The organism is Natrinema amylolyticum (assembly GCF_020515625.1).
GTDB classification, from domain to species: Archaea; Halobacteriota; Halobacteria; order Halobacteriales; family Natrialbaceae; genus Natrinema; species Natrinema amylolyticum.
This window is the reverse complement of the sequence record NZ_JAIWPJ010000001.1, coordinates 1,890,428-1,904,626: the sequence shown is the minus strand read 5'-3', so window position 1 is coordinate 1,904,626 and position 14,199 is coordinate 1,890,428. Positions and strand designations below refer to the sequence as shown.

Sequence of the window (14,199 nt, the reverse complement as noted above, 5' to 3'; positions counted from 1 at the left end):
TCCGTGCGAGCGAATCGGTTGGGGACGGCGTGGCGATTCCCTGCTGTCAGCACAAGCAATCCCCGTCTTTGGTAGTATTTGTGCGGCTCAGTGGCCACTCTATCGGTACTCGAGTATTCTCCGAAAAATCAGTCGAGCAGCGCGGTCGGCTCGAGCGATTGCGACGGCGCAGCGAGCCGGTCGGGGCGCTCGCCCGCGTCGTTTATCGCCAGCACGTCGGCGATCCGGATCCGGGTGTCCGCCTCGACCTGGCCGGCCACGTCGAGTCGCACCACGGCTCCGGGACCGACGTCGTCGCCGCCGTCGATCGGTCGCTCGCGGGGCTCGAGTCCGACACCTGATACCTCGGTTTCGATCGCGTCGCCCTCGGCGAAGCCGAACGAGCGGACCTCCGCCTCGAGGTCGGCTTCGACGGCGGTCACCGATTCCGTCCCGGCGGTCAGCATCGATCGCGCGGATCGGAACGACTGCGTGACGGCGACGTGGACTCGCCGCTCCCGGCCGCCGTCGCTGTCGACGACGAGCGTCCGAACGAGGCCGCCGTAGTAGCCGGCCGGCCCGCGGGGGACGGCCTCGAGAACGATCGGTTCGCCCGGCCGGAGCGGGGCGTCCGTCTCGGAGTCCCGGCTCGAGTCGGGATCGACGGCGGTGTTGCCGGCCGGAAACGCGCCCGCGCCGACGATCGCCTCGTCGATCGCGGTCCGGAGTCGAGCGGGCGTCAGCGGCTCGCTCTCGGTCCCGTCTCCGCCGCCGACCGCGAGCCGCCCGTCGACGACCGTCGCGCCGGCGAGGATCGACGCCGCTTGCCGAATCCCGGCGCTCGCTGCTCGCTGGGCGGCCGCGATCCGCTCCCGTTCGCCGTCCGTCTTCGTCGCTCGCGCCCGCTCGAGGGCGTCCGTCGACGCCAGTTCGAAGCCCGCCCCCTCGAGGTAGAGCGCGGCGTCGTGTGGGACTCGCGGCGGGGTCAAAACTGTGCCCTCGAGCCCGCGGTCGACGAGAGCCGACGCGAGGCGCTCGGCGGGGTGGCCGCTCGCGTCGTCGCCCGCCGATCGGACGAGCCACTCGCTTTCGGCGCCGTCGTACGCGATCGCAGTGAGGCCGGACGAGTCCGTCGGGCGACCGTACCGGATCCCCGGATCGCGATCGGCCCCGACGTGGACGAACGCGGTCGCACCGCGTTCGTCGAGGACGGCCGACACGACGCCGGCCGCGTGGTCGCGTCGCTCGCGGTGAAACGAAGCGTTGTCATCGACTCGGTCCCCGTCCGTAACACCGCCGTTCCCACCGGTCACGGCGCTTCGGCTTCGGGTTCGACCTCGTCCGCGTCCGCGTCGGGGACGGGTTCCTGGGCCTGCTCGATCAGTTCCTCGAGGGTCGAATCGGTGAGCCGATTCTTGAGCAGGACGTCGATCGGCAGCGTCGGCGCGCCGTCGACGAGGTTCTCGAGGAGAACGAGTCGTTCGCGGGCCCGAGACATTCCGACGTAGAAGACGCGGCGTTCGTTGTCAGTCAGCACCGGGACCGGCGAGGTGGTCTTGGTGAACTCCTCGCAGCCGGGAATGTCCTCGGGGTCGTCGACGGTAGCGACCATCTGCTCGACGACCTTTTCGGTGAGATCCGTGCCGACGAGGACGTGGTCGGCCTCGCGGCCCTTCGCGGAGTGGATCGTGCCGACGCGGACGCGGTCGGTGTCCATCCCCTGATACTCGCCGATCGCAAAGTAGGAGCGGACGCTCTTCTTCTGGAAGTTAGTGACCTTCCGGAGCATGTCGGCGGCCGACTCGGGGCCGGGCATGAACGGGGCGTGATCCTCGACGACCTCGGCGGGGATCATGAGGTCTTCTAAGTCCTCGATGCCGGTTTCCTCCTGTCGGTCGTCGATCTCGTCGAAGAGATCGTCGCGGTCCTCGGTGCCGAAGGCCGACTCCTGAAGCATGTCGGCGAGTCGCCGGGCCTGCAGGCCGGTGACGTCATCGCCGGCGTCGATGGCCTCGACGGCGCGGACGTACTGCGTGAGCCGGTCGGTCCACATCCGCTGGTCGGTCAGCGACGTGAACGGAACGCCCTCGGTGATGAACTCATCGATGAACTGGAACATCTGGTACCGTGCTCGGAACAGCACCATCACGGTGCCGTCGCCTCCGACGAGCGTGCGGCGAACCATCCGGACCACGTCGAGCATCGATCCGTTCGTCTGGGCCTCGACGGCACCGCCCTCCGTGCGCGGCTTGAGGTCCTTGTCCTGGCGCTGATCGATGTGGCGGATCTCCTTGTTGACCGCGTTGAGCACGTTCGACGGCAGCCGATAGGAGTTCGGGAGAATGACGTCCTCGTCGACCTCCTCCTCGAGCAGGAGTGCGGGATCGGCACCCTGCCAGGAGTAGACGACCTGGTCGTCGTCGCCGGCGATCAGGACCTGCTCCATGTGGGGCTTCCACTCCTCGTAAACGTCGTACTGCAGCGTGGTGATGTCCTGAAACTCGTCGATCACCAGATAGTCGACGCTCGGCAGCAGCGAGCGCTGCTCGACTCGCTCGAGCATGTCGGCGAAGCCGATCTTGCCGTGTTCGCCCTTGTAGGAGCGCCACGCGCGGATCGCTTCGGGGACATCGATCCGGTCGTCGTCGCTGGGCCAGGTCGGCGTGTACTTGTTGCCCTCCTGGGCGTTGGGGTCGATTTCGGGCGGGAGACGGACTTCCTCTTCGTCCCACTGGAAGGGGACGTCGTACCAGTCGGTTACCTCACGGCTGGTCCGCTGAAGCCACTGGCTGGTCGCGATGACCTTGTTGCCGATGGTCGTCGACCGGGCGGTCCGGCGGCCGGCACCCGAATACTCGTCCTCGTACTCGATGCCGTACTCGTCGCAGAACTCCTCTTTGTCGGATTCGCCGATGACGTCGCTTCGAGAGAGATCGAGCAGCTCGTAGGCCTTGGCGTGCATCGTACAGACGTTGCCCTGCAGCGCACGCGGGCTCTCGTCGAGTCGTTCGGCGAGGCGTTCCCGAACCTCCTGGGCCGCCGCTCGCGTGTACGAGACGACGAGAATGTCGCGAAAGGTGACGCCGTCCTGCTCGAGGATTTCCTCGACGCGGTCGAGAAGGGCGGTCGTCTTCCCGCTTCCCGGACCACCAAATAGGCGGGTAACCGTCGTGTCCGTCGTAGTCATTGTAGCTGAACAAGAGCGCGACACCCATAAGTGACGTGGGTTTTCGTCGACAGAAATCGGGGTCAGGGATCGCGTGGAGAGCGGGCGTCTCTGACGTCAGCACCGTCGCGAATCTTGTCCTGACAGTCCGGACAGACGCGCGGTTCGTCGACATCGCGGGGGGTAAATACCCGGGCGTACGCGTCCGTGACGAACGCGCCGCAGTTCTGGCATTCCGGCATGTTCTTCTCACCCGGATATGGTCAGTAATGCATTATAATTGTGTCGGATCAGTATAGATACAAATCGCTCGAGGGGACGGTGTCTCGTTCAGAACGGGCCGCAAAGGTCAGGGACGGGCCGTCGGGAGTCGCCTCCGCAACGACCGCGCGTCAGGGCGCTGGTTCCCACCCGCAGACGGTACAGGAGCTGGCCGACGTGTCGTGGAGACCGCCACAGTCGGGACATTGCTTCTTATTATACTCCTGCTCCCACCCTACTCGTTCGACCGAGTGACCGCGATCGGCCAGGAATTGATCGATGACGTCGTCACCGGCATCATTGGGTGAGGTTGCCATAGGTGTGTGAACGTACACCACACTATTAAATCGTTGGGTCAGTGAAGATCCTGCCACCTCTCCGCAGCCACGCGTCGTTCCGGCGACCACGGAATCGATCCGTCGTCGCGTTCCCCCACCAAACCAGTCGACGGATCGGTTCGACCCGCGGACTTTTCTCGCTCTCGCACGAACGGGCAGGTATGAGCGACCTGCGCCTGAACGCGACCCAACTCGATCGGTACTCGAGGCACGTCATCATGGACGAGATCGGCCCCGAGGGCCAGCAACGGTTGCTCGAGGGCTCGGTCCTGGTCGTCGGCGCGGGCGGTCTGGGATCGCCGGCGATCCAGTATCTCGCCGCGGCCGGGGTGGGCCGATTGGGAATCGTCGACGACGACGTGGTCGAGCGGTCGAACCTGCAACGCCAGATCGTCCACGGCGACGCCGACGTGGGGCGACCGAAGGTCGACAGCGCGGCCGATTACGTCGCGGCACTAAATCCCGACATCGACGTCGAGACCCACGAGACCCGCGTCACGGCCGACACCGTCGACGACCTCGTCACCGAATACGACGTCGTTCTCGACGCCAGCGACAACTTCGCCACCCGCTACCTGCTCAACGACCACTGCGTCCTCACCGAGACGCCGCTGTTCCACGGTGCGATCTACCGCTTCGAAGGACAGATCACGTCCTTCACCAATGAGCGCGGGGAGGACAGCGACCGCTCACCGCCCTGCTACCGCTGTGTCTTCCCGGAAGCGCCCGAGCCGGGCACCGTCCCCGACTGCGCCACGACCGGCGTCCTCGGCGTCCTCCCCGGCACCGTCGGCTGCATCCAGGCCACCGAGGTCGTCAAGTACCTCCTCGGGAAGGGCGAGCTGCTCGAGGGGCGGCTCCTCATGTACGACGCGATGGACATGAGCTTCGAGGAAGTCCCCGTCCAGCCGAACCCGGCGTGTCCGGTCTGTGGCGACGATCCCGAGATCGAGTCCGTCTCGGACGTGGCCTACGAGGGGACCTGCGAGATCTCGGCCGACTGAGCCTCGGCGCGGCGGTCGACGGCGCGAGAGCAGCGGCGCGGGAATACCGAACTACGACGCGTCGACGTACCGCCGCCGGTGATCGAGATAGACGACCGACGAGAGCCAGAGCGCGATCAGGAACGCGTAGACGCCGACTCCGGACGGGTTCGTCGACTGGCCGATCGTCGCCGCCAGATACGCGACCGCGTAGGCGCCGAGCGGCACGCCGACGTACGCCCAGTAGTTGGGCGCCCAGCCTCGTCCCACTTCGCCGAGGGTGATCGCGTCCTTGAAGAGCGCGACGGCGACGAAGACGGAGAACGGTACCAGCACGAATAGCGCCAGCACCGAGAGGACGAGTCCGGCACCGCGCTCGGGCTCGACGCCGAAGGCGTAGCCCAATACGGTCGGGACGAAGACGATGTACGCGGCGACCCACCGCCACCAGCCGGAGACGTCGCCCTCCGAGTCCGAATTCGCTCGCGACGCCACCTCGTCTCGAGCCCGATCGATCCGGGCGACCAGCCAGTCCCCGACGGCCGCGCCGACCCCGCCCGACAGCGCGAAGAGCACGGCAACGAACGGGACGACGACCGGCAGCACGACGGCGGTGGCCGCGGTCCGCCACCCCGACACTGTCCACGCGAGTTCGAGCACGCGAACGGTCGCCCAGCCGACCGCCGGGACGGACCCGACGACCCCGACGACCACACCGGCCCGGCGGCTCACGGCCGGTCGCTTGCCGTAGCGGTACCCCTCGAGCAGGCCGACGTCCCCGTTCTCGGCCGAGCGGTCGGCGTAGCGGAGGCCGGCGAGCAGCCCGGCGGCGACGACGGCCGTCACCGAAAACGACGTCGGCGCGGACTCCCACGAGAGGGCGACCGTGAACGGAATCGACGCGATTCCGAGGAGGACCGCCGTTCGGAACCGCTCGTCGGTCAGGTCCGCGAGGGTGTTTCGAAGCGGGGGCATTGTGATTAGTTTATTGTCACTACTCGCTTCGCATTGAAAGTGTCGTTCGAGCGGATAGTTCACGCCACCGCCCTGACCCGGTTCGCGGTCGGAACCAGGCGGGAACTGCGGGCAAGTTACGGCAGCGGCGGTGACAGTAGCGTTACGGCGGCAGCGGCGATGAGGCTCCGTCCGATACTGTAAAAAACGGCGTTAGCTCCGGAGCAGCCCGCCGTCGATCGGGATCTCCGCTCCGGTGACGAAACTCGCGTGCGGGCTCGAGAGGAAGGCGACGACGTCGCCGAGCTCTCGCGGATCGCCGATGCGGTCCATCGGAATGTCGTCTGCCATCGCCGTCAGTCCTTCCTCGTAATCGTCGTAGGTCCCCCGTTCGACTCTGGCCTCGAGTAGTTCCTCGATTCGGGACGTCTCGATCGTTCCCGGGAGGACGGCGTTAGCCCGGATCTCCGGCGCGAACTCGCGTGAGACCGTCTTGACGAGGCCGATCACGCCCCGGCGCACCGAGTTCGAGAGTAGCAAGCCGTCCGCCACCTCCCGGACCGTGCGAGAGGTGATGCAGGTGATCGTCCCGTACTCGGAGTCGAGGAGGTGGTCGTAGGTCTCCTCGATCGTCCAGACGACGCTCATCACCAGCAGGTCGTAGGCCTGGTACCAGTCCTGCTCGTCGGTCTCGAGGAAGGTGGTACTCGGCGGGCCGCCCGAGGACGTGACGAGGTGATCGATCCCGCCGAAGGCGTCGACCGTCTCGCTCACGAGGTGTGAGACGTCGTCGGGGTCCGTGAGATCCGTTTGGACGGCGAGCACCTCGCCGGTCGCCGTCTCTTCGAGGTCCTCGCGGGCCGCTTCGAGCCGCTCCGCGTCGCGGCCGCAGATCGCGACGTTCGCGCCCTCCTCGGCGAGCGCCTGTGCGCTCGCGAAGCCGAGGCCGCTCGAGGAGGCGGTCACCAGTGCGCTGTTGCCGTCGAGTTCGAAGTCCATATCCGGAGCGACGGCGGGGGGATACAAATCACTCGGGGATTCGGAGCGCGGTCGCGCCCGGACTGCCGATCGAATATCGCCGTACTATAGACGGACGAGGCCGGACGGGATACCACGATGTCTTGGCTGCTCCTGTTCGTCGCGGGACTGTTCGAAATCGCGTGGGCGATCGGACTCCACTACTCCGACGGGCTCTCGAGACCGGTACCGACGGTCGGGACGGCCGTCGCGCTCCTCCTGAGCATGGTCCTCCTCGCACGGGCGGTCCGGGACCTGCCCATCGGAACCGCGTACGCGGTCTGGACCGGAATCGGCGCGGTCGGAACGGCGACGCTCGGGATCGTCCTGCTCGACGAACCCGCGACCCTCGCCCGGCTCGCGTTTCTGTCGCTCATCGTCGTCGGAATCGTCGGCCTCAATCTCGTCTCGGGCGGTCACTGACGACGTCGCCCTCCCCGCCACCGCTTCGATCACTCTTGATGTCGAACCCGGACCATGCCCTCCGACGTCACGCCGACGATCAGCGGCGTCGATACCTGACGGCCGGTGACCGCCGATCCCGCGGCGTCGCTGACGATCTTCATCAGGTCCGGTGCGGTGTGGTCGACCTTGACGCCGGCCTCGTCACAGGCGTCGTAGACCATCTGTGGAACGTCGTAGAGGTCGGTTCCGGACGAGACGCGAACCCGGACCGGCGCGCGGAGTGCCTCCGCGAACGCGACCGTCTCGCGGGCCTTCGCCACGTTCTCGCGGGCGCTGGACTCGATCGAGGAGACGTTCGCCCGCGAGGTACCGAGGGCATCGGCGATGTCGGCCTGCGAGACGTCGCGCTCGCGCAACGCGAGCACCTGCGCCTGCCGATAGGTCAACACGCTCGTCTCCGGATCGAAGCCGATCTCCTCGAGGAGTTCCTCGACGTCGTCGATCACGGCGACTCCCCCCCACCGAATTCGCGGGCTCGCGTGTACATAGTGTGAACTAGCTTTCGGCGGGATCAAAGCTTCCACGGTCCCGGCACCGCCGCTCTCCGCCTTCGATACCGGCGGTCGATCGCGGCACCAGTGGCTGTGTGTTCGGAGACGCTGCCCGCAAAGACACCGGTTTCACACGGTCGGCGGAGCGAAACCGATCGGCCGTCGGCCGAAACCGAACCGGAGAACGAGGGATCTCGAGGAGCGAACGCGCGAGTCGGTCTCAGTCCGCTGATTGACTGGGCGCGACGTACTCGTCGTCGGTCGGCGTTCCGCTCACGGTCTGTCGCGCCTGTCGGAGCAGCGACCGGTAGAACCGACCGACGTTTGCGGGGCCGTCGTGGGGGCCGGGCGAGCGGTAGGAAACGATCAGCGACCACATCACCGCGACGCCGAGCGAGCCGAGCGCCGAGAACTGCATTCCCATCGTCGCGTACGTGACTGCATAGATCGCACCGATGGTCATCGACGGGACGCTCGAGCCGAGGGGGATGTTCGCCGTCGCGTCGCGGACTGTCGGCGCGAGGAACACGATCGAGAGGACGCTTCCGGCGAGGAATATCAGGTCTTGCCACATCATACACATTCCTAACTCGGACTCGAGTAAATACTTCTCGGTATTAGATCCGGCCGCGACAGTGACCGAATCGCGGGCGGGTTCGAGCGGGTCGGAGACCGGCCGCGACGGACCGACGCGTCGCGACTCAGTACTCGAGGTCCCAGCGCTCCCCGTCGGTCGCGGCCAGTTCGTCCGAAACGCCGTCGGCGAGTCGATACTCGGTGCCCTCGCGGACGACGGTCCCCGCTCGCTCGAGGTGTTCTAAGTGCGCGTAGGACTCGCCGGGACCGTGGAGGATGTGGATGCCGTCGAGGTCACCGAACAGCTCAGCGCTGACGGTCCACGTATCGCAGGGACCGAGTCGGTCCAGCGCGTCGAGAACTCGCCAGGAACGCTCTTCGTGGTGGTCGATGATATACTGGGCTCGCCCGGCGGGATCGTCGATCGGGTCGCGATGGCCCGGCCACGCGCGGGCGTAGTCGGCGTCGACGATCCCCTGCAGCGCGCGGAGGTACTTCTCGAGCGGGCGCTCGACGCGGACGTCAGCGCCGCCGACGTTGGGCGTGTAGACGGGCAGCAAGGCATCGCCGGAGAAGACCTGCCGTTCCCCGTCGATGACCGCTTCGAACATGCTGAGACCGGCGGCGTGACCGGAGGTATGGACGACCTCGAGTTCGGTATCGCCGACTGCGAAGGTGTCGCCGTCTTCGAACGCCGTCACGGTCGGCGTCTCGACCGTCGTCTCGCCGTCGGCCATCCGCTCGAGCAGGACGTCCTGCCGGTCTTCGGGCATCCCCCATTCCTCGAAGTACCGCTTCTGGCGGTCGTACATCGCGTCCCAGGCGTCCTCGTCGCCCTCAACGAGCGCCGCGTCGTCGGCGTGGACGTACACCTCGGCACCGCTCTCGGCCTGGATTTCGCCGGCCAGTCCGCAGTGGTCGTGGTGCCAGTGAGTCAGAAAGATCCGGTCGACGTCGGCGAACTCGAGTCCGCGCTCGGACAGGGCCGCCTCGAGTTGCTCGCGAGTCGTCGCCATCCAGTCGCCGGTATCGATCAGTACCGTCTCCGAACCGTCGGCGAAGAGGTAGGCGTTGTTGTCGCCTTCGAACGCCGAGTTCGAGAGCGAAATGCGTTCCATGCACCCACATCTCACGGGAACCGAGAAAACGTTGTGTGAAGCGGCACGTCGCGAAGCGGAGGGCGGACGGGACGCCGATCGCTGCTCTCGGCTGGAACCGGCCGAGGTGTCGCTACCGAGACGAAATCGTCAGAAACCGACCGCGACCGCTCCGCCTGCCTGTCCACTCGAGGGCGCGTTACGAGCCCCAGAAGTTATCGCGGCTGCCGAGTCGCTCGCGCTCGGGGCCGTCGTCGCCGTCGTCCGTTTCGTCGTCGGCCGTGACGTCGCCGTCCACACCCGTGTCGGCCGCCTCGTCTCCGTCCGCGTCCACGTCCTCACCGTCGGCGTCCATCGGCAGGAGTTCCAGTTCCTCGGCGCGTGCGTGATTGCTGTGGACCCGCGTGATCTCGACTCGCGCACGGGCTTCCGGCAGGACGCCGTCGACCATCACGATGAACCCGTCCTCGGTGCGGCCGACGCCGGCACCGCTTTCGTGCATGTCGACGACGTCGATGACGACTTCCTCGCCCGACTTGACCGGCTGCGTCTTGAGATCCTCGATCGGCTGGCCGTAGTGGTTACACCACTCCTTGCCACCCCGGTCGCCGTAGTGTTGACATCCCATTCCCGAAATCCGTTCGGAGAATTCCGGGCAGTCGTCGGCGAGTGGACAGTCTGCCATGATCGCCACTACCAGCGGTGGCGTTAAACCGTTTCCGTCTTGGGGATCGGGGCCACAGAACGAAACGCTGGTAGCGAACAGCGAAGGTGCAGATAGCAACCATAACGTCAGCGACAGGATCTGAAAAATATGGTAACTGAACGACTTCCATACGACTGGCGGTTTCGAAAAGGTTTACGGTATGGACGTAGCAGTGATAGATGATGAAAATTCTCGTTACGGTCAAAGAGGTGGCGACCGTCGAAGACGAGTTCGAAATCGAGGGAACCGAAATCGCGGAGCAGTACCTCGGTGCCGATCTCAACGAGTGGGACGATTACGCGATCGAAGAGGCCGTTCAGCTTCAAGAGGACGGCATCGCCGACGAAGTCGTGACGGTCACCATCGGTCCGGAAGAGTGCGAACAGACCATCCGACAGGCCCTCGCGAAGGGTGCCGACCGCGCCGTTCGCGTTTGGGACGACTCCCTCGAGGGCGTCGACCTGCTCGACGTCAACGCGAAGACGGAGATTCTGAGCGCCGTCATCGAGGAAGAGGACCCGGATCTCGTGCTCTCGGGCGTCCAGGCCGGCGACGACAGCTTCGCCGCGACCGGCGTCTCCGTCGCCGAGAACCTCGGCTTCCAGTGGGGGGCCGTCGTCAACCACCTCGAGCACGACCTCGACGACGGGATCGCCTCCGTCCGACGCGAACTCGAGGGCGGCGTCGAGGAGCTGACCGACATCGAGCTGCCGGCGGTCCTGACGATCCAGACGGGGATCAACGAGCCGCGCTACGCCAGCCTCCGGGGCATCCGGCAGGCGCAGAAGAAACCGATGGACGTCAAGGCTCTGGCCGACATCGGCGTCGACGAGAGCACTATCGAAACCGAACTCGAGCTGACGGACATGTACGAGCCGGAAAGCGAGAGCGACGCGACGTTCTGGGAGGGAAGCCCCGAAGAGACCGCCTCGGAGCTGGGTGACCTGCTCCGCGACAAGGGGGTGGCACAATGACGGACGTCCTCGCGGTCGCGGACCACCGCCGCGGCGAACTGCGCGACGTCAGCTACGAGCTCATCACGGCCGGCCGCCAGCTCGCGGACGAGACCGGCGGCGACCTCCACCTCGCGGTCATCAGCGGCACCGTCGACGACTTCGCCGACAAGCTCAACCGCGACGGCGTCGACGCGATCCACACCGTCGACCACGGCGAGGAGTTCAACCACGACGTCTACACGCAGGCGATCACGCAGCTCTACGACGAGGTCGCCCCCCAGTACGTCCTGACGCCCAACAGCGTCAACGGACTCGACTACGCGCCCGCGGTCGCCAACGAACTCGATCTGCCGGTCGTCACCGACACGATCGACCTCGACAACGACGGCGAGACGCTCGTCGCGACCCGCGAGATGTACGGCGGCAAGGTCGAGACGACCAACCGACTTGAGGGCGACGCGGTCGTCACGATCCGCGGTGCCGAGTGGCCCGCTGCAGAGGGCACCGGCGACGCCGCGATCGAGGCATTCGACGCGGAGATCGACGAGGACGCGATCGGCTCGACCGTCAACGGCTTCGAGGAAGTCGGCGGCGGCGACGTCGACATCAGCGAGGCCGAACTCCTCGTCTCGATCGGCCGCGGGATCGAAGAGGAGGAGAACCTCGACCTGATCCGTGATCTGGCGGACGCGCTCGGCGCGACGCTGTCCTCGTCGCGGCCGATCGTCGACAACGGCTGGCTGCCCAAGAACCGACAGGTCGGTCAGTCCGGAAAGGTCGTCACCCCCGACGTCTACATCGCCATCGGTATCTCCGGCGCGGTCCAGCACGTCGCCGGAATGAAGGGCTCGGACACGATCGTCGCGATCAACACCGACCCCAACGCGCCGATCATGGACATCGCCGACTACGCGATCGTCGATGACCTCTTCGACGTCGTGCCGGAACTCATCGAAGAGTTCGAAGGGTAAGCGAGAGTACCGCGAGCGTCACGGACGCTCGTGGGCTTTTTTGGTCCAGATTTTTTGCGAGAGTGGTCGCTCTCGCCTCGAGCGGAAAGCAGTCAATCCGTTAGCTACTTTTCCACCCCATCCTAAGCGCGGGTGATGGAACTGCTGGAGCGCCGACGGGCGCTGATCGAGGAGCGTCTCGTCGAGGTAGTCGAGGGGGTCGAACCCGAGACGCTCAGCGAGGAGGTTCGCCACGTCGCGCTCTCGGGCGGGAAACGCGTCCGACCGATGGTGACGCTACTGGCCTGCGAGACGGTCGGCGGACGGGCCGAGGACGCGGTCGAGTTCGGCGTCGGCATCGAACTCGTCCACAGCGCCTCGCTCGTCGTCGACGACATCATCGACCGCTCGGAACTCCGGCGCGGGACGACCAGCGCCTGGGCCGAGTTCGGCCACGGGCCGGCGATCATTACCAGCGACGGGCTATTAGGCGAGGCGTTCGCACTCTTTTCGGCGAATCCGGACGCCACGCGCGTCGTCGCCGAGGCGATGGTCGAACTCGGCATCGGCGAGGCGACCGAGCTCTCGGCCGAGCCCGCGAACGAGGAGGAGTATATGACGCTGGCACGGCGCAAGACCGGCGCGCTGTTCCGGGCCGCGGCCGAACTCGGGGCGATCGCCACCGACTCCGATCCCGTCACCGTCGAGGCACTCGGCGAGTACGCCGAACGGGTCGGGGTCGCCTTCCAGATCAGGGACGACGTGTTAGACGCCGTCGCCGATCCCGAAGAACTCGGCAAACCCACCGGTCACGACGCCGCCTTAGAGCGCCCGTCGGTCGTCCAGGTGACGGATCTCACGCCCGACGAGGCGAACGCCCACGCTCGGCGGGAAGCCGATCGGGCGATCGACGCCCTCGATCGGGTCGAGGTCGCCGACCCCGAAGCGCGGCAGTACCTCCTCGATCTCGCCGAATTCGTCGTCGAGCGGGAACGATAGCTGGGGAGTGGACACCGTTCTGGCGGTCGAAAGAGACTCCGCACTCGAGCGAGTGAGCGACGCCGAAAGCGAGAGAAGCGGTTCGGGCGCTCGCGACGCAAATAGCCGATCAGACCCGTTCGGCCCCGCGCCGGCCCTCGTCCCGATCCGCGTCCGAGAACCGCGACTCGGCGACGGCGAAGGTGAGCGTACTCGAGATTCCGAGCAGCGTCCCTGCCGTCAGCGCCGCCGCGAGATAGGTGATCCCCACATCCTCGAGGAAGAACGCGCTCACCGCGTGGAGGACGACCGCGATCGAGAGCACGTAGAAGGGCGCGTTCAGATAGCGCCACTCGAGCGAGCCGGCGATGTACTCGTCGGTGATCTGTCCGAGGCTGGTGGTCAGCCCCGCGGCGGCGAACCAGCGGATTGCCCCGTTGACCAGCGCCGCGAGCATGACGGGCGCTTCGAGCGTGCCGTCGGTCGACGCACGAACTGACTCGAGGGTGTCCATCCCGCTGACCCCGCCGAGGACGAACAGCGCCGCGGCGACGACGTACGCCAGCAGCGTCGTTCGGCCGGCGTACAGCGAGCGGCGAGCGCGTTCGACGGCCGCATCCAGTCGGTCGCCGAGGCCCAGTCCCCGCGAAATGAGATAGAAGCCGAGCAGCGCCGACGTCGTCCCCAGCACGAAGCCGGGCATCTCCAGTACAGAACCGACCAGTGCGAGCGGGTAGATCAACAGGAGGATCCCCAGCGGAATGAGCACCGTCCCGCGCGTTTCGGGGTCGTTTAACACCTGCTTGATCGTGTAGTACATCGACTCCAAGTTCTGTGCCTGTCGGACGACGACCCGCCGGACGCCGTCGATGGGGACGCGCGAGCGGATGATCGGGATGACGGATTCGTCCTGTGCGCCGTCGGTGACGACCAGCGCGGTGACGTCCTCCGCGGTCGAGAGGCTCGCGAGGACGGTATCGACTTCGTCACCGACCTCGCGGTTGGCGCTGACGTCGCCCTCGTCGTTCCCGGTGACGACGGCGACCTCGACGCTCTCGTCGCGTTCGGTGAGGTCGTCGTAGATATTTACCCCTTGAAAAATGACGTTGACGTCGGAGTCCTCCGGGTCTGCGGTCGCGAGCGCGACGGCCGCCTCCTCGACCGGATCGCGACCGATGACCGGGGTCGAGAACCCGGTCTTGCGACCGAGATCGTCGTCGAGATCGACACAGAGGACCAGCAGCATCGATCGAACGTTCGAGCGCGAGGTATTTCCATCTTC

Annotated in this window: 16 protein-coding genes; 5 read left to right on the top strand and 11 right to left on the bottom strand. The window is 66.4% G+C overall.

Annotated features, from left to right (window positions below):
- Positions 1 to 128 precede the first annotated feature (128 nt).
- From LDH66_RS09340 to LDH66_RS09325, 4 genes are all read right to left on the bottom strand, one after another.
- Positions 129 to 1,292: a M24 family metallopeptidase gene (locus LDH66_RS09340; protein WP_226480781.1), complete on the bottom strand. Its 1,164-nt coding sequence runs from the start codon at positions 1,290 to 1,292 to the stop codon at positions 129 to 131.
- Entirely contained in the window at positions 1,289 to 3,166 is a 1,878-nt protein-coding gene (locus LDH66_RS09335) for a UvrD-helicase domain-containing protein (protein WP_226480780.1), read from the bottom strand. Before LDH66_RS09335 ends, LDH66_RS09340 begins: the two co-directional genes overlap by 4 nt.
- A gap of 62 nt (positions 3,167 to 3,228) precedes the next feature.
- On the bottom strand, positions 3,229 to 3,387 hold the full coding sequence (locus LDH66_RS09330; RefSeq protein ID WP_222916395.1) for a DUF7563 family protein: 159 nt from the start codon (positions 3,385 to 3,387) through the stop codon (positions 3,229 to 3,231).
- A 150-nt stretch (positions 3,388 to 3,537) separates the two neighbouring features.
- Positions 3,538 to 3,723 (bottom strand): HVO_0416 family zinc finger protein, encoded by a 186-nt coding sequence (locus tag LDH66_RS09325; RefSeq protein ID WP_226480779.1) that lies wholly within the window; start codon positions 3,721 to 3,723, stop codon positions 3,538 to 3,540.
- A gap of 182 nt (positions 3,724 to 3,905) precedes the next feature.
- Here LDH66_RS09325 and ubaA point away from each other — a divergent pair, with 182 nt between their 5' ends.
- Positions 3,906 to 4,748, top strand: a complete 843-nt coding sequence (gene ubaA / locus LDH66_RS09320) for an SAMP-activating enzyme E1 (RefSeq protein WP_226480778.1) — start codon at positions 3,906 to 3,908, stop codon at positions 4,746 to 4,748.
- A 51-nt stretch (positions 4,749 to 4,799) separates the two neighbouring features.
- Here ubaA and LDH66_RS09315 read toward each other — a convergent pair whose 3' ends face one another.
- Together LDH66_RS09315 and LDH66_RS09310 are read right to left on the bottom strand one after the other, a co-directional pair.
- Entirely contained in the window at positions 4,800 to 5,702 is a 903-nt protein-coding gene (locus LDH66_RS09315) for a DUF5518 domain-containing protein (protein WP_226480777.1), read from the bottom strand.
- Between the two features lie 192 nt (positions 5,703 to 5,894).
- A complete protein-coding gene (locus tag LDH66_RS09310) occupies positions 5,895 to 6,680 on the bottom strand; it encodes an SDR family oxidoreductase (RefSeq protein ID WP_226480776.1) in 786 nt (261 codons plus the stop codon).
- A 117-nt stretch (positions 6,681 to 6,797) separates the two neighbouring features.
- On the opposite strand from LDH66_RS09310, the gene sugE reads away from it, so the two are divergent.
- Complete coding sequence (sugE, locus tag LDH66_RS09305) at positions 6,798 to 7,121, top strand: quaternary ammonium compound efflux SMR transporter SugE (RefSeq protein WP_226480775.1); 324 nt, start codon at positions 6,798 to 6,800, stop codon at positions 7,119 to 7,121.
- Between the two features lie 29 nt (positions 7,122 to 7,150).
- On the opposite strand, the gene LDH66_RS09300 is transcribed toward sugE, so the two are convergent.
- From LDH66_RS09300 to LDH66_RS09285, 4 genes are all read right to left on the bottom strand, one after another.
- Positions 7,151 to 7,609: a Tfx family DNA-binding protein gene (locus LDH66_RS09300; RefSeq protein ID WP_226480774.1), complete on the bottom strand. Its 459-nt coding sequence runs from the start codon at positions 7,607 to 7,609 to the stop codon at positions 7,151 to 7,153.
- A gap of 265 nt (positions 7,610 to 7,874) precedes the next feature.
- Positions 7,875 to 8,228 carry a hypothetical protein gene (locus tag LDH66_RS09295; RefSeq protein WP_226480960.1) on the bottom strand — a complete coding sequence of 118 codons (354 nt, stop codon included), beginning with the start codon at positions 8,226 to 8,228 and terminating at the stop codon, positions 7,875 to 7,877.
- 127 nt (positions 8,229 to 8,355) lie between these two features.
- Positions 8,356 to 9,348 carry an MBL fold metallo-hydrolase gene (locus tag LDH66_RS09290; protein WP_226480773.1) on the bottom strand — a complete coding sequence of 331 codons (993 nt, stop codon included), beginning with the start codon at positions 9,346 to 9,348 and terminating at the stop codon, positions 8,356 to 8,358.
- Positions 9,349 to 9,526: 178 nt separating this feature from the next.
- Positions 9,527 to 10,012 (bottom strand): TRAM domain-containing protein, encoded by a 486-nt coding sequence (locus LDH66_RS09285; protein ID WP_226480772.1) that lies wholly within the window; start codon positions 10,010 to 10,012, stop codon positions 9,527 to 9,529.
- Between the two features lie 203 nt (positions 10,013 to 10,215).
- Between LDH66_RS09285 and LDH66_RS09280 the strand changes: the two genes are divergently transcribed.
- The 3 genes from LDH66_RS09280 to LDH66_RS09270 all read left to right on the top strand — a co-directional run bounded on the left by LDH66_RS09280 (position 10,216) and on the right by LDH66_RS09270 (position 12,938).
- Positions 10,216 to 11,007 (top strand): electron transfer flavoprotein subunit beta/FixA family protein, encoded by a 792-nt coding sequence (locus LDH66_RS09280; protein ID WP_226480771.1) that lies wholly within the window; start codon positions 10,216 to 10,218, stop codon positions 11,005 to 11,007.
- A complete protein-coding gene (locus LDH66_RS09275; RefSeq protein WP_226480770.1) occupies positions 11,004 to 11,960 on the top strand; it encodes an electron transfer flavoprotein subunit alpha/FixB family protein in 957 nt (318 codons plus the stop codon). The genes LDH66_RS09280 and LDH66_RS09275 overlap by 4 nt, the downstream gene beginning before the upstream one ends.
- Before the next feature lie 135 nt (positions 11,961 to 12,095).
- Positions 12,096 to 12,938: a polyprenyl synthetase family protein gene (locus tag LDH66_RS09270; RefSeq protein WP_226480769.1), complete on the top strand. Its 843-nt coding sequence runs from the start codon at positions 12,096 to 12,098 to the stop codon at positions 12,936 to 12,938.
- Positions 12,939 to 13,047: 109 nt separating this feature from the next.
- Here the strand turns inward: LDH66_RS09270 and LDH66_RS09265 are convergent, their stop codons facing one another.
- A complete protein-coding gene (locus tag LDH66_RS09265; protein WP_226480768.1) occupies positions 13,048 to 14,163 on the bottom strand; it encodes a DUF373 family protein in 1,116 nt (371 codons plus the stop codon).
- Positions 14,164 to 14,199: the final 36 nt, after the last annotated feature.

Bases quoted from the DNA above. Each gene is read 5' to 3' on its own strand.
- LDH66_RS09335 (WP_226480780.1), bottom strand. From the start codon at position 3,166: ATGACTACGACGGACACGACGGTTACCCGCCTATTTGGTGGTCCGGGA.
- LDH66_RS09330 (WP_222916395.1), bottom strand. From the start codon at position 3,387: ATGCCGGAATGCCAGAACTGCGGCGCGTTCGTCACGGACGCGTACGCC.
- LDH66_RS09325 (WP_226480779.1), bottom strand. From the start codon at position 3,723: ATGGCAACCTCACCCAATGATGCCGGTGACGACGTCATCGATCAATTC.
- ubaA (WP_226480778.1), top strand. From the start codon at position 3,906: ATGAGCGACCTGCGCCTGAACGCGACCCAACTCGATCGGTACTCGAGG.
- LDH66_RS09315 (WP_226480777.1), bottom strand. From the start codon at position 5,702: ATGCCCCCGCTTCGAAACACCCTCGCGGACCTGACCGACGAGCGGTTC.
- LDH66_RS09310 (WP_226480776.1), bottom strand. From the start codon at position 6,680: ATGGACTTCGAACTCGACGGCAACAGCGCACTGGTGACCGCCTCCTCG.
- sugE (WP_226480775.1), top strand. From the start codon at position 6,798: ATGTCTTGGCTGCTCCTGTTCGTCGCGGGACTGTTCGAAATCGCGTGG.
- LDH66_RS09295 (WP_226480960.1), bottom strand. From the start codon at position 8,228: ATGTGGCAAGACCTGATATTCCTCGCCGGAAGCGTCCTCTCGATCGTG.
- LDH66_RS09290 (WP_226480773.1), bottom strand. From the start codon at position 9,348: ATGGAACGCATTTCGCTCTCGAACTCGGCGTTCGAAGGCGACAACAAC.
- LDH66_RS09285 (WP_226480772.1), bottom strand. From the start codon at position 10,012: ATGGCAGACTGTCCACTCGCCGACGACTGCCCGGAATTCTCCGAACGG.
- LDH66_RS09280 (WP_226480771.1), top strand. From the start codon at position 10,216: ATGAAAATTCTCGTTACGGTCAAAGAGGTGGCGACCGTCGAAGACGAG.
- LDH66_RS09275 (WP_226480770.1), top strand. From the start codon at position 11,004: ATGACGGACGTCCTCGCGGTCGCGGACCACCGCCGCGGCGAACTGCGC.
- LDH66_RS09270 (WP_226480769.1), top strand. From the start codon at position 12,096: ATGGAACTGCTGGAGCGCCGACGGGCGCTGATCGAGGAGCGTCTCGTC.
- LDH66_RS09265 (WP_226480768.1), bottom strand. From the start codon at position 14,163: ATGCTGCTGGTCCTCTGTGTCGATCTCGACGACGATCTCGGTCGCAAG.